Source organism: Iodobacter fluviatilis, from assembly GCF_900451195.1.
GTDB lineage: Bacteria > Pseudomonadota > Gammaproteobacteria > Burkholderiales > Chitinibacteraceae > Iodobacter > Iodobacter fluviatilis.
This window is the reverse complement of sequence record NZ_UGHR01000001.1, coordinates 3,019,174-3,032,518: the sequence shown is the minus strand read 5'-3', so window position 1 is coordinate 3,032,518 and position 13,345 is coordinate 3,019,174. Positions and strand designations below refer to the sequence as shown.

The 13,345-nt window shown below is 48.6% G+C and carries 13 protein-coding genes; all 13 read left to right on the top strand.

What is annotated here, in order from left to right; translation table 11 throughout:
* The first annotated feature begins 1 nt into the window (after window position 1).
* On the top strand, window positions 2-1,066 hold the full coding sequence (locus DYD62_RS13960; protein WP_115227899.1) for a phage late control D family protein: 1,065 nt from the start codon (window positions 2-4) through the stop codon (window positions 1,064-1,066).
* Between the two features lie 69 nt (window positions 1,067-1,135).
* Window positions 1,136-1,351, top strand: a complete 216-nt coding sequence (locus tag DYD62_RS13955) for a hypothetical protein (protein WP_132038769.1) — start codon at window positions 1,136-1,138, stop codon at window positions 1,349-1,351.
* On the top strand, window positions 1,344-1,808 hold the full coding sequence (locus tag DYD62_RS13950) for a lysozyme (RefSeq protein ID WP_115227897.1): 465 nt from the start codon (window positions 1,344-1,346) through the stop codon (window positions 1,806-1,808). Before DYD62_RS13955 ends, DYD62_RS13950 begins: the two co-directional genes overlap by 8 nt.
* Entirely contained in the window at window positions 1,805-2,146 is a 342-nt protein-coding gene (locus DYD62_RS13945) for a hypothetical protein (protein WP_115227896.1), read from the top strand. Before DYD62_RS13950 ends, DYD62_RS13945 begins: the two co-directional genes overlap by 4 nt.
* Window positions 2,147-2,454: 308 nt before the next feature.
* Window positions 2,455-5,082, top strand: a complete 2,628-nt coding sequence (locus tag DYD62_RS13940; RefSeq protein ID WP_115227895.1) for a type VI secretion system Vgr family protein — start codon at window positions 2,455-2,457, stop codon at window positions 5,080-5,082.
* An 18-nt stretch (window positions 5,083-5,100) separates the two neighbouring features.
* A complete protein-coding gene (locus tag DYD62_RS13935; RefSeq protein WP_115227894.1) occupies window positions 5,101-7,368 on the top strand; it encodes a M23 family metallopeptidase in 2,268 nt (755 codons plus the stop codon).
* Between the two features lie 2 nt (window positions 7,369-7,370).
* On the top strand, window positions 7,371-8,114 hold the full coding sequence (locus DYD62_RS13930) for a hypothetical protein (protein ID WP_115227893.1): 744 nt from the start codon (window positions 7,371-7,373) through the stop codon (window positions 8,112-8,114).
* Between the two features lie 180 nt (window positions 8,115-8,294).
* Window positions 8,295-9,023: a zinc-ribbon domain-containing protein gene (locus DYD62_RS13925; protein ID WP_115227892.1), complete on the top strand. Its 729-nt coding sequence runs from the start codon at window positions 8,295-8,297 to the stop codon at window positions 9,021-9,023.
* A 112-nt stretch (window positions 9,024-9,135) separates the two neighbouring features.
* The gene (locus DYD62_RS13920) at window positions 9,136-9,330 is read left to right on the top strand and encodes a Com family DNA-binding transcriptional regulator (RefSeq protein ID WP_115227891.1); all 195 of its coding nucleotides are present in this window, start codon (window positions 9,136-9,138) and stop codon (window positions 9,328-9,330) included.
* A complete protein-coding gene (locus tag DYD62_RS13915; protein WP_115227890.1) occupies window positions 9,293-10,093 on the top strand; it encodes a DNA adenine methylase in 801 nt (266 codons plus the stop codon). The genes DYD62_RS13920 and DYD62_RS13915 overlap by 38 nt, the downstream gene beginning before the upstream one ends.
* Before the next feature lie 178 nt (window positions 10,094-10,271).
* Window positions 10,272-11,513, top strand: coding sequence for a Fic family protein (locus DYD62_RS13910; RefSeq protein ID WP_115227889.1), 1,242 nt, complete (start codon window positions 10,272-10,274; stop codon window positions 11,511-11,513).
* A 141-nt stretch (window positions 11,514-11,654) separates the two neighbouring features.
* A complete protein-coding gene (locus tag DYD62_RS13905) occupies window positions 11,655-11,993 on the top strand; it encodes a helix-turn-helix domain-containing protein (RefSeq protein WP_115227888.1) in 339 nt (112 codons plus the stop codon).
* Entirely contained in the window at window positions 11,993-13,261 is a 1,269-nt protein-coding gene (locus DYD62_RS13900) for a type II toxin-antitoxin system HipA family toxin (RefSeq protein WP_115227887.1), read from the top strand. Before DYD62_RS13905 ends, DYD62_RS13900 begins: the two co-directional genes overlap by 1 nt.
* Window positions 13,262-13,345: the final 84 nt, after the last annotated feature.

The following is a 13,345-nucleotide window of genomic DNA, read 5'->3' as shown; positions in this document are numbered from 1 at the left end:
CATGCAACCCATTTTTAAAATTGTGGCCACGGCTGCTGGCCAGGCTGCCGGGCGTGATATTACGGCGCTGTTGTCGGATCGGTTGCTTAGTATCCGGATTACGGATAAAGCAGGCATGGATAGTGATGAAGCGGAGATCTCGCTCGATGACCGGGATGGCGCAGTGGCGTTGCCGGCACGAGGTGCACGGCTGCAGATTTCGCTGGGCTATCAGGAAACAGGGCTGACGATGCTGGGCAGCTATCGGATTGATGAAGTGGAATCCAGCGGCCCGCCACAACAAATCACCCTGTGTGGCCGGCCTGCGGATTTATCTGGCACGGTGAAAGCGGTACGCCGCCATGCATGGGAAAACGTCAGCCTCGCTCAGGTGGTCAAAGAGATCGCGCAGCGTAATAAGCTGACACCGGTTTGCACGATGAAGGCCAGGGTAGAGCGGCTGGATCAGGTGAATGAATCGGATATTCACTTTATAACCCGCATTGCCCGCCAGTACGACGCCACCGCCTCCGTCAAAGCCGGAAAATTGCTCGTGGTTCCGCGGGGCGGGCAGGCTAAAAGCGTGAGTGGTAAAGCGATTCCGCTGCTGGTGTTGCGCAGGGCTGATATTAAAAGCTGGCGCTATACCCTTTCAGACCGGAATGAGTCGGGTGGCGTGGCTGTTAAAAGCCATAACAAAAAGACCGGTAAAACGCTGGAAATCATTGTGCCGGATAAAGACAACCCCTCTGCCCCTGTACGGGCCGCTCGCCATTCTGTGCCGAGTGCAGGTCGGGCGGGGGCAAGCGCAAAAGGGACGTTAGAGCGCAATAACCGCTCCACCGGCACCTTAACGCTGGATTTGGCAGGCAGGGCCGATATCGTGGCCGAACGTAAAATCAGCCTGTCAGGCGTGAAGCTGGGGGTCGATGGCCAGTGGGTGGTGGATACGATTACCCATGATTTTAGTGCCAATGGCTGGTCCAGCAGCCTCGAGCTGGTGATCAGCAAAGCCCAGCTTAAGAAATCCAGAAAACCCGCGAAAAAGAAAAAGCCCGCTAAGAAACTGGTCTCAATCACCGCATAAAAAAGCCGTTTACGCGCATAAAGCCCCTTTTATTGAAGAAACCACACCCGCCTCGAGCGGGTTTTTTTTATGGATCAAAACATGTTGAAAGACGATATCGGCAGCGTCGGCATTAAAACAGGATTCACCCTCAGTATTTCGGCGGTGGGCTCATGGAGCATGGATGAACTGATCCAGCTGGTGACCTTGCTTTATCTCGTATTGCAGATTGGTTTACTCGCGCTCAAATACTGGCGCGTACTGCGTAAACGCTGGAATAAAGAGGAGGAAGCGAACGATGAATAAGAAAATCATCAGTGCTGCGGTGGCGGCGGCCATCGGGCTGGCCACGCCGGTGGTGATGCACTTTGAAGGGCTGCGCACCGCGGCGTACCAGGATCCGGTTGGCATTCCAACCATCTGCTGGGGGCATACCGGGGCAGAGGTCAAGCTGGGGCAAAAAAACAGCGTTGAGGCGTGTAAAGACTTGCTGGCCGCGGATCTGCTGACGGCCAACCGAGCGATCGATGCTTGCGTCACCATGCCGCTGACCGCCAATCAACGCGGCGCTTTTGCCTCTTTTACCTTTAACGTTGGGGGAGGGAAGTTCTGCCGCTCCAGCCTGCTTAAAAAACTTAATGCCGGCGATACCGCGGGCGCATGTGCTGAGCTGAGTAAATGGGTCTACGCCGGAGGAGAAAAACTCCCCGGCTTGGTTCGCCGCCGCGCTGCAGAGCGGGCCTTGTGCGAGGAAACCTCATGATCCGGGCCACGATTATTGCAGCCGCGCTGGGCTTTGGCGCGGGCTGGCTGGTGAATGGCTGGTGGCAGGATGCGCTGGAATTAGTCGCTCAAAAAGCCGCCATCAGTGCGGCAGTTAAAACACAGGCAAAAAGCGAGGCCATTGCTTCAGCAGTAGAAGAGCGCCTGGCTGCCCTGAAAATCACAGAACGCATTATCGAACGGGGAGTCATCCGTGAAGTTAAAACCAATAGCACGATCTATAGCCGCGAGTGCCTGCCTGCTGCTGGGCGCTTGCTCATCAATGCCGCCGCCAAGGGCCATGCCGCAAGCCAGCCTGTTGGTGCGCTGCCCCGCTGAACTGCCCGCTTTGGCTGATGGCTCTGCCGGGGATGTCCTGCACACCATGACCGAATGGGCAACAATTTATCATGATTGCCGGATTAGGCATGATGGGCTGGTTGATTGGGCTTCATGAAGGGGTAAAAAACGATCCGATATCCTGCTTTGTTTGAAGCTCTACATACTTCTTAATTAGTGCGTACATTGTTTTGCTTACATTGCGAAGCTAGTAAATTAGTAAATATACACAAATAGGGTAAATTATAAAACAGGCAGCTTAAAGCTTCGTGTAATATTTTACGGTCGCCATACATCGTTGATTTATTATGAATCTTAGTGATCTGCTTGCTTCATTTGCCTCTGCGTTTAGTCAAGAGCAGCGTCTTATCTCTCTCCAACTGGGCGATGGCGTAGCGTGGGGCGAGCAGCTTTTACCTCAGCGTGTAACAGGCAGCGAGGGGATTAATCAGGCCTATCGCTATCAGATAGATTGCCTGTCATCCGATGCGGCCTTAGAGCTTAAATCGCTGCTTGGCCTGCCGGTTGTTCTGGCCGTGGCCGATGCCAATGGTGATGCGATCGAGCGCTGTGGCGTCATCTCGCAGGCGCAGCTTTTAGGCTCAGATGGTGGCTTTGCTAAATATTCTATTACCGTAGAGCCGCCATTCGCGCTGCTCAGATACCGCCGCACTTCCCGTGTATTTCAGGATTTATCTATTCCAGATCTGATTAAGCAGGTACTGGCAGAGCATCAGGCCAAAAATCCTGTCTTTGCCTCGGTACAAACGCTGGATTTCAAACTATCGGCAGAATACCCGCCGCGCTCTTACTGCCTGCAATACCGTGAAGATGACTACGCCTTTTTATGCCGCTTAATGAAAGAAAGTGGCTTGGCATGGCGCTTTGAGCATTTGGCCGGAGACACACCTCAGGTTCAGCTTATTGTATTTGATGATGCTTTTGGCCTGCCCGAAGCGGCAGAATCTGCGGTGAGATTCCATCGTGCGGACGCCACAGAAGAAAGCGATTCGCTTACCGCATGGAATACCCAACGGCAAATTGGCAGCAGCTCGGTGGCCCTTGCCAGCTTTGATTACAAAGCCGCCAATACCAGCCACAGCTTAAGCGACAGCGCCATTGATCAGGGCGATGGCGGGCAACAAATCCAGACCAGCCTCGAATATTACGACCCGCAAACACATTATTACGCCAGCGATTCGGATCAGCTCAGCAATGATGCCAAGCTGCGTCAGGATGCTTTAGACGGGCAAAAGAAATCATTTACCGGCTCTGGCACATTACGCAGCCTGCAGGCTGGGCAATGGTTCCGTTTAGAAGACCACCCCGCGCACGAATGGGATAGCGCAGAGCAGCGCGAATTTGCCATTACCGGGCTGACATTCACCGCCAACAATAATTTACCTGCAGATTTAAGCCAGCAACTTGGCTTAGTTGCGCCCAGCCTACTTGCCACTCCTGCCAAAGATAACGCGCCTTACCAAGCGGACTTTACCGCGCAAAGACGCGGCCAGCCTGTGCTCAGCCATCTGGGCGAGCAAGAATTTACTAAGCCCACCAGCCCAGGCCTGCAAACCGCCACGGTAGTTGGCCCTGCCGGGTCAGAAGTCCACACCGATGAGCAGGGGAGAATAAAAGTACAATTTCACTGGCAGCGTGCCGCCGAGCACCCTGAGTTTGGCGCCAATCTGGATGACAAATCATCTTGCTGGATACGCGTCGCCGCGCCATCGGCGGGGGCAGGCTGGGGGCATCAATTCATCCCGCGTATCGGTCAGGAAGTGACCATCAGCTTTGTTGAAGGCGATATCGACCGCCCTGTAGTCACTGGTGTTGTTTATAACGGCAGCCACCCCGTGCCAGCGTTCAGCGGCACAGGCGCATTGCCAGCGAATAAAACGCTGTCTGGCATCAAAACCAAAGAGCATGAAGGCGGCCAGTATGGCGAGCTGCTGTTTGATGATACTAAGGGCGAAGTTCGTACCAAATTATCCAGCGAGCACGGCAAAACCCAGCTCAACCTAGGTTATCTGATCCACCCAAGAACCGATGGTAAGGGTGAGCCACGCGGCGAAGGCTTCGAGCTGCGCACGGATAACCAAGGCGCAATCCGCGCCAATGGCCTGCTGATCAGCACCGAAGCCAAAGGCGGCGCCAGCGGTAAACAACTCGACCATAGCCCCGCACAAAGCCAGCTGGAATCAGCTTTAGCGTTGGCTCAAAGCCTAGGTGAAACCGCCACCAACCAGCTTGCGGACACCATAGAAACTGGCGACGAAGGCAAAACCGTAGAGGCAGACAACAGTGCAGGCAGCAAGGCCAGCACGGGTCATTTGTATCACCACGTGCATGCCAGCAAAAGCTTGGAAGCGGGCAGCAACACCGATAAAGACGGCAAGAGCAAATCTCAAAGTCAGGCAGGTCAACAAAAAATCATCCTGCTGCACGGTGAGGACGGCGTAGCCATCACCAGCCCGCAAAGCCAGACGCTCTCCGCAGGTACCAACCTGGATCTGGTTGCTCAAAGAGACACCAACCAAACCTCCGGCCGCCGCTGGATACATAATGCAGGATCACACATCAGCCTGTTTGTGGCCGGGGTAAAAGACAAAGTCGCGCTAAAGCTAATCGCAGCCAAAGGCAAAATCCAGCTGCAGGCGCAAAGCGATGATATTGAAATCACTGGCGACAAAAACGTCAAAATCACTGCCTGCAAAGAAAGCATCACCGTCGTCGCACAAGACGAAATTCTGATGACCGCTGGCGGGGCATACATCCGCATCAAAGGCGGCAATATTGAAATCCACTGCCCGGGGAAGGTGAGTATTAAGGGGGCGAATCATGAGATAAGCGGGCCAGCCAGCTTGAAACTGGCTCTGCCAAACATGCCTAAGAGTAAATTCACTTCGCCTAATTCATTCCCATTTTCTGAATAATAATACTGGCAAACATCTATGATCATTAGTCCTCCTTTACTTAAAACAGCTCAGGGCAATCACTCCGACGAGGATTGGTTGAAAGATCTGATGCCCTTTGAAGCCAAAGGTAATTATCCAATAAGCAGCTTGCTGGCTTGGCATGGTGGCCAACATATTAAACACAACGATACAGGGACACGAGGTGAGCCTGTACGTGCAATTGCAGATGGTATTGTTATATATGCCCGCCCGTCTTCCCCTTTAACGGGAGAAAAAGCAAAGCCTGATCTTGCGATTAATGGTGGTAGTAATGATGGTTGCGTGATTATTAAACACAAGACCGAAATTGGGGAAGGCCCTGACGGAAACGTGGAGTATTACTCCATTTATATGCATCTGAAACAGGTTTTTGTTCAAAAAAATCAACCTGTTTATCGTAAAGCTGAATTAGGTTCAGTCGGCCTGTGCAATGGTGACAATGCCATGCATATGGAAATCATTTGTGATGACCCTAATTTAAAAAAATTAGTTGGTCGTGAAAAAGGAAACTTAGATTTAAGTAAAGATGGCCGTATGGATGTTGTTTATGGGGATATACATTTTTATCTTCCTGTGGGAGCAACATTTTATGGGGCACAGCCTAGTGCAAACTCACAAACAGGGACTGGTACTCCCGCCTATACCTCTGTGGCACCACTATTTATCTCAATGCGTTTTGAAAAAGGCAATTGTAAAATGTCAACGCGGGAAGAAAATCCAGAAATTTTGGGTGAATATGTCTGTGTTGGCAATGAAATAATTGAGACCGATTACGAATACAATTTATATAAAAGCGCAACAACTCTAGCCAATCAAAATCAGCTCGCGCCGAGTGCAATATATGAGTTACTGCGCTTTGGTCGAGTGATTAATATTAACAATGAAACAGTAATTCTTGCTGGTGCAGCTCCACATTGGCGAAAAGTTAACTTTCCAGGTGGGCAGGGCTGGGTTAATTTAAATGCAGTTGGCGTTACAAAATATAGTGATGCTGATTTTCCTCAATGGATGGGCTGGAATTTAATTGCTGATGATGCAACACCAGATAGTCAATGTAATTCGCCAACTCTTTTAGCATGGCTGGATAGTGATGGAGATGAAAAATATACCAGCAGAGAGTTAGTGCAAGCTGTAGGTCAGGATAAAATAAAAGAAAGACTTTCACGTGCAATTTGCAAATTCCCTACAGAATGGGCATTAGCAACGTTAAATACAAGGTATGAATGGATAAAAACAAAAAGTGATTTATTGGAAGTTCCCTTAGATCCAGCTCAGTATGACAATCTTATAAAGCTAGCAACTGCTTTATGTTTTTGGGCCGAGGCTGATTTAGGAATTGCAGATGAGCATTGGCACTTTCATCCAAGAGAGTTTATTGGGCATTTTAGAAAGTGTGGTTGGTTGAGTGCAGATGAGCTAGAAAGAATTTATCAGCCTTTAGCAGTGGGTTCAACAAATGATCAAGATAAAATATTAGCTTATAAAAAAATTATAAATCATAATGTTTCTGAACTAAATAGAATGACGAGAAAGTATGGTCTTAATACAAAAAAAAGGTTACCACATATCCTCGGTCAGGGAGCTATTGAGTCAACATATATGAAGGAAATGCAGGAGAGCGCTATGCCGGGAACTGCCGTTAATGGCGCCGTTCGCCCTCCTAGAGGATCGAGGATAATGCAACAGTCAAAGGTAAACGAAAGTCAGCTCGGCCATTGGTGGGGAAGAGAGGCGGGTGAGCGAGTCGATTGGTTCGGCTCAACAAAATATAACAGCAGTGGTGGCTATATTGCGAGCTCATATAATTGGAGAGGTGGCAGTCTTGGAGATCCTGATGCTCAGAAGTTTCGTGGTCGAGGATTTAAACAATTAACTGGTCGTACTAATTATGTCCAATATTGGGTTTATCGCAGTTGGCTATCTACAAGTAGCTTTGATGATTATTGGTGGGATGATCCACAGTATCTGGCTCATAATGAAGCTGGTATGAGGAGAAGAGCAGGTATAGTTAATAATCCAGAAGTCGTTACTGCAATACCCTATAACTGTATGGATAGTGGTGGTTGGTATATGACTTTTCAGCGCCCTGCAGTAAATAAAAAAATGGATAGTGATTTTAAATTTTTAGCATCTTCAGCACAAGATATTCAAAGGGAGCAATTAATTTCAAAGGCAGTAACATATGCAATCAATGGGGGCTATATCGACTGGGAAGGCCGGCTAAAAGCGACTCGTGCAGCAAAAAGCATTTTATTGGACTTTTAAATATGATGAAAAAAATTTACATATCACTTGCTTTGGTGGCTATATTTAACTATGCGAGTGCTGAAACCATTGTAGCTTCTAGGGTTTCGGAAAGCTCTTTATCTTTTTCAAAGGAAGGTAAGTCTTTTTTATGCAAGACGAAATTTAGATATAAAAATTTTAATTATTCAAATGATGGGCAGTTTTTAATTTTTTACTCTCTTGAGGCAGACTATAAAAACATTATTCAATCAGGTTTTGTTGATTTATTGTCGGCATATGAAAATTGTAGTAATGGACTTAAAGTTGGGATGAATCCTGCACCAAAGTATGAATTAATAGTTGATGTAAATAAAAAATCAAATATTTTGATCACAAAAAGCTATTATTTGTATAAAACAGGTGCTGTAAATAATATTGATGGGAGATGGCTTATTAGTGTGTGGAGATATAAAGATTTGCAGCCAATAATCTTTCCTTTTAGCCCTCTCAAAAATGAGTATAAATACATTTACCGCTCCGAATTGAATTCCGGATTGTTGAATAAGGGGTTTGCTCCACCAACTCCAATGGATAATAGAGAAGATGGGGTATCTACGTTAAAGGTTAATTTTATTTCTGATGATGGGAAGTATATAGCACCAGTTGGAGTGACCTGTAGCCCTTTTTTAGGTGAAGTTTGGGATGTTGAAAGAAAAGAAAAAGTATCTTTTGATGGGCTAGATGAAAATACTCGTGCTTTGAAATGTAGTGATATTTTTAAGTGATGTGGCAATATGGATTATGGTAATCATTTTCGAGGATTTTGATCATGGGTGTGTTTTTTAATTTAAGAATAAATTTTAAAAACGATTCGTATCCGTCCAATAAATCAATCTAAGAAAAAAGCAACATTGGTTACTTCTGATATTTGGCATCATATTTCATATGAATAAAGCGAGATTTTTGTGATTGGTGGCAATAGCAGGAAGCGTAAACCTGCGTTTTCTACTCTTGCGCCTGAGGTGCAAGAGGCGATTTTACAATTTAACTCTGGCCCTGCAGGCGTTCATCCCGGCCCTGAGCTGCGAGAAATTCAGTTACTCATGATGCATCGTATTGCTCATGCATGGGGTGGAGCGTGCTTATCTGCTGAGTATTTGGGCATCCAGACGCATCTATCGTTTAGTTGTAGCAAAGGGCATCAATGGGAAAAAACGCCAGCGATGATTTTATCCGGGCATTTTTGCTCCGTTTGTAATAGTCGCAGCAAAAAAGCACTTAAGGCCATGCAGACATTGGCTGCAGAGCGCGGCTGGACGTGTTTGTCCGATGAGTTTCTCCATAGCCGAAGTCATTTACGCTGGCGCTGCGGTAAAGGGCATGAGTGGCAGAGTACGCCTTCAGCGATTCGGATGAATAAAGGAGGGTGCCCTCAGTGCTATCGTGAATTGCATTATTACACTCTGGAAAATATGCAGGCTTTTGCTAAAACGCGTGGTGGGCTTTGCCTGTCGGAGAGTTTCCGCAATGTTAATTACAAGCTGACCTGGCAGTGCCATCGCGGGCATATTTGGCAGGCTCCGCCAAGCCGGGTGTTGCATAGAAGTTGGTGTCCTCAGTGTGCACACTTGAACAGGATTACCAAGCCAGGGAGTACGGCCCGTGCTAAATATGAACCTAGTTATGGTGGTTAACCCTTTTCTCAGCCTCTGGGGATAAAAGATGGCCAGTTTAGTGTTTATTGTTTGAGGCTAAATTAAGTATTTAAAATATGGATCATGCAGAACGATCGTTCTATAATGGGCCATGCAAAATATTCGTTGTGCCCAATGCCATAAAAAGCTCGCAGAGGGTCGGTATTTAGAGCTATCCATCAAATGCCCGCGCTGCGGTGCATTCAATCATCTGAAGGCCCCGAGCCTCCAATCAGACCCGCTCAGCGGGTCTTTGGCCGGAGCTTCATATGTCAACATCCCCAATCATTCCTTGGATGGGCGGTAAACGCCGCCTTGCAGATAAACTGCTTGCGCTGTTTCCACCTCACGAGTGCTATGTAGAAGTATTTTGTGGCGGCGGGGCGCTGTATTTCTTAAGGCCGGTGCCTGCGTCGGTTGAAATCATTAATGATATTAACGGTGACTTGGTCAATCTTTACCGCGTGGTGCAAAACCATATGGAAGAGTTTGTTCGGCAATTTAAATGGGCGCTATCATCGCGCCAGGTCTTTAAATGGCTGCAAGATACCCGTTCAGAAACGCTGACCGATATTCAGCGCGCCGCGCGGTTCTTTTATCTGCAGCAGCATGCATTTGGCGGCAAGGTCAATGGCCAATCATTTGGCACAGCCACTACGGCCCCGATCGTGAACCTGTGCCGCATCGAAGAAAACATCTCTTCCGCCCACCTGCGTCTGGCCGGTACCACGGTAGAAAACCTCAGCTGGCTGGATTGCATGCGCCGCTACGATCGCGCCCACACCTTCTTTTATTGCGATCCGCCGTACTGGCAAACCGAAGGCTACGGTGTGCCTTTCGAGTTTGATCAATACCTGGCCATGGCCGACTTTATGCGCAATTGCCAGGGCAGGGTGATGGTCAGCATCAACGACCATCCCGACATCCGGCAAGCCTTTGAAGGGCTGACTATGCAGGGGCTGAGTATTAAATACAGTAACGGTAATAACGGTAAGCAGGGCCAGATTGCAAGCAGTAAGGAGCTGGTGATTACTAATTGGGATGCGGGGGATTTGGGAGGACTATTTTGAATAACTAAAAGAGTATTTTGCTTAAGGCACCAAGGCAATTATTTTAGCCAAAGTTTTCGCCAATACTTAGCTATTCTGTGATGTTTTTAGTATTAGTTTATGTTATAAAACCTATGGTTAGACGCTTTTTTTGGTCGGCCAAAGTTTACGCCAAAGATCATCGCAGGATTGTTGCCTTATGCCGAGTATGTATACCTCCCCGTTTTCAATGTCTCCCTTGCTGCCACGCCAGGGCACGCCTCAGATGGAGGCTCTGTCAGAGAAGGCTTCGGCGCTGATTTATTCGTCCTATCAGCAGCATTGCCCGCAGGGGATTGCGGAGATTCTTCGCGAGGCGCTACGGCCGATGAATTCTTATTACACCAATAAGATCGAGGGGCAGCACACAACTCCGTTACTAATTGCGCAGGCCATGAGTAAGGATTTCTCTGCCAAGCCGGATGAGGCGCAGAAGCAGCGCGCGGCTTTGGCTTGTATGCAGGCTGAAGTGTGGGCAGAGGGCACGATTGGCTCCCCGGGCATTCTGCCTGCCGGGGGGCTTTATTTTGGTTCTGAATTTATTTGTTCTTTGCATCACGCGATGTATCAGCATCTGAGCATGGAAGATCGCATGGCGCATGGAGTTCATCAGGATGGCTCTGCCTGGGATGAGGAGGTGGTCCCCGGCCAGCTGCGCAAGCATGATGTTCAGGTGGGTTTGCATATCCCGCCCAGCAAGGATTACCTGCCGGCATTTATGGACGAGTTCCATAATGGCTATCGCTTTGAGCTGAGGGGAGAGCGCGCTGTGATTGCTATTCTGGCAGCGCATCACCGGTTGGCTTGGATTCACCCCTTTGGTGATGGGAATGGCCGCACAATTCGTCTGCATACCCACTCTGGCCTTCATGCTTTGGGGCTGACCAAGGGGATCTGGTCGCCGATGAGAGGGCTGGCACGAAGTCACGCCCGTTATAACGAGGTACTTGCACGGGCCGATTTACCGCGGGAGGGGGATCAGGACGGGCGGGGCAATTTATCCGAAAAGCACTTTATTCAATTTATCGACTTTATGCTCGATACCTGCCTTGATCAGGTGAGCTTTATGAATCAAATGCTGGAAATGACGGGCTTTGAAGAGCGGTTGCATAAAATGCTGATGGCAGAATCTGTTTCGCCGGAAACACCCAATCTGCTCAAATTAAATAGTCTGCTGCCATTAAAATATCTGCTGCATGCTGGCCAGATGCCTAAGCAAGATTTTAAAGCCATGCTGGGCGGTGATTCTGATCGTACCCAATCCAGAGTAATTAAAGATCTGACCACGCTGGGTATTCTGAAATCAGAATCGCTGCATGCCCCTTATAAGCTGGCTTTTCCCATTAAGCTATTCAGGTACCTGTTTCCGGGGCTTTGGGTTGAGGCGGAGAGTGGGCAGTAAAGTTTGCAAGCGCTCTCTGTTCGGGATTGATCGTATCAGCGTCCGGTCAGAGTCAGTTACGTTTTAAATGAGTGACTAAGTCTATTTCGGTAATCAATACGTACTATAATAGTTTTTATCTGACTTAAAAACTGCTATAGCATGATTAGAAAACTATCCCCTGTTGATGAAGCTGGCAAAAAGGCTCTTGCAGAGCTGGGTAACCGGCTTCGAACACTGCGCATTATGCGTAGTGATACGATGGCGCAAATGGCGCAGCGGCTTCAGTGTTCATTGTCCACCTACACGGCGCTGGAAAAGGGTGTGGCTACCACTCAGCTTGGGTTGTTGGTTAACGCCCTGAGCATTTTGGGTGCGCTGGATAGTCTCTCTGCCGTGGCACCGGTGCCTGTGGAGTCATTGGTTAATAACGATGCTATGCGCAAACGCGTGCGCAAAATGAATCCGACGATCCCAACGGATAAGGAAATCGATTTCTGATGGAATCTTCCAGCCTTTATCGCCTGCAGTTGGGGGTTTATTTGCCCGGAGCAATACAGCCGACGCCTGCCGCCTTATTAAAGGTAGAGCGGCATGGCGTCAGTGAACACGGTACGCTGAGTTATGGGCGACAGTACCAGAATAACCATGATTTTCGCTTCCATCCTGATCCTGCTTTGGCGCTGCCTATTAATCATCTGCCATCCAAGCGGCTGCGGGATGGTGGAGCACTCCCTCCGTATCTGAAAGACTCGCTGCCTGATGCTTGGGGGCGCTTAGTGCTGGCGGCTGCAAATCAGGGGGCGGCGCTTGATGATTATGCGATGTTGTCTTGCACTAATCAGAACCGTATTGGCGCTTTGGTCGTTATGGATCAAGACTCACAACCTCAGTCAGAAACAGCACCGCTGTCATTAACGGCGCTTTATGAGATGGCCATGGCGATCCAATATGGGCTGGACGTGCCTTTGGATATACGCCGGCTACTGACCCAGGGCGGCTCATTGGGTGGTGCGCGGCCTAAGGCCAGCATCAGTGATCAAGGCGCGCTCTGGCTGGCCAAGTTTCCGCTGCGGGAAGATCCTTTTAATATAGAGCTGGCCGAGGCCGGCTCGATGGCGCTGGCGCAGCGATGCCATATCCAAACCGCTGAGTTCCGGTGCGAGGATATTAATCAGTCCAAAGTATTTATGATTAAAAGGTTTGATCGGGCAACAGGGCCTGAAGGCGAGCAGCGAATCCATTTCTTGTCGGCTGCGGGCTTATTGAATGTTGCCTATGAATCAGGTCTTGGCAGCTATGTCGAATTGGCTCAGGCATTAACGCGCTTTGGAATAGATCCCAAACAAGATTGCCAGGAATTATTCCGGCGAATGATATTTAATATTTTAATCGACAATACCGATGATCATATTAAGAATCATGGTTTTCTATATGTCGCGGATAATAAATACCGGTTGGCCCCTGTTTATGATGTCCATCCCCAGGGAACGCATTTGCAATATATGGGGATGCCATTAGTTAATGATAATACCTCGCCTAGTCTGGACCAATTGCTGGCAGAGGTGCATCATTTCCACTATTCGGTGAATGAAGCCAGAAGCGTGGTGCATGAGCTTTTCACCACAGTGAGCCAGGAATGGCGGGCTAAATTTATCGATGTCGGTGTGAGCGATGCAGATATCCGGTATTTGGGCGCACACTTAGATCGTCTGCATGCTCGGTGGCGGACGATGGATCAAGGTTATGATTTAAGCAGCAGTGGATAATGCGGAAGGCATGAAAGCGTTAAATAGCCATGTTTTTAGATGAAAAACCGGAGCTGGTTTTGGAAATTAGGACGAAATTTGTGC

Excerpts from the sequence above, each read along its gene's own strand:
- DYD62_RS13960 (WP_115227899.1), top strand. The coding sequence starts at position 2 with ATGCAACCCATTTTTAAAATTGTGGCCACGGCTGCTGGCCAGGCTGCC.
- DYD62_RS13955 (WP_132038769.1), top strand. The coding sequence starts at position 1,136 with ATGGATCAAAACATGTTGAAAGACGATATCGGCAGCGTCGGCATTAAA.
- DYD62_RS13950 (WP_115227897.1), top strand. The coding sequence starts at position 1,344 with ATGAATAAGAAAATCATCAGTGCTGCGGTGGCGGCGGCCATCGGGCTG.
- DYD62_RS13945 (WP_115227896.1), top strand. The coding sequence starts at position 1,805 with ATGATCCGGGCCACGATTATTGCAGCCGCGCTGGGCTTTGGCGCGGGC.
- DYD62_RS13940 (WP_115227895.1), top strand. The coding sequence starts at position 2,455 with ATGAATCTTAGTGATCTGCTTGCTTCATTTGCCTCTGCGTTTAGTCAA.
- DYD62_RS13935 (WP_115227894.1), top strand. The coding sequence starts at position 5,101 with ATGATCATTAGTCCTCCTTTACTTAAAACAGCTCAGGGCAATCACTCC.
- DYD62_RS13930 (WP_115227893.1), top strand. The coding sequence starts at position 7,371 with ATGATGAAAAAAATTTACATATCACTTGCTTTGGTGGCTATATTTAAC.
- DYD62_RS13920 (WP_115227891.1), top strand. The coding sequence starts at position 9,136 with ATGCAAAATATTCGTTGTGCCCAATGCCATAAAAAGCTCGCAGAGGGT.
- DYD62_RS13915 (WP_115227890.1), top strand. The coding sequence starts at position 9,293 with ATGTCAACATCCCCAATCATTCCTTGGATGGGCGGTAAACGCCGCCTT.
- DYD62_RS13910 (WP_115227889.1), top strand. The coding sequence starts at position 10,272 with ATGCCGAGTATGTATACCTCCCCGTTTTCAATGTCTCCCTTGCTGCCA.
- DYD62_RS13905 (WP_115227888.1), top strand. The coding sequence starts at position 11,655 with ATGATTAGAAAACTATCCCCTGTTGATGAAGCTGGCAAAAAGGCTCTT.
- DYD62_RS13900 (WP_115227887.1), top strand. The coding sequence starts at position 11,993 with ATGGAATCTTCCAGCCTTTATCGCCTGCAGTTGGGGGTTTATTTGCCC.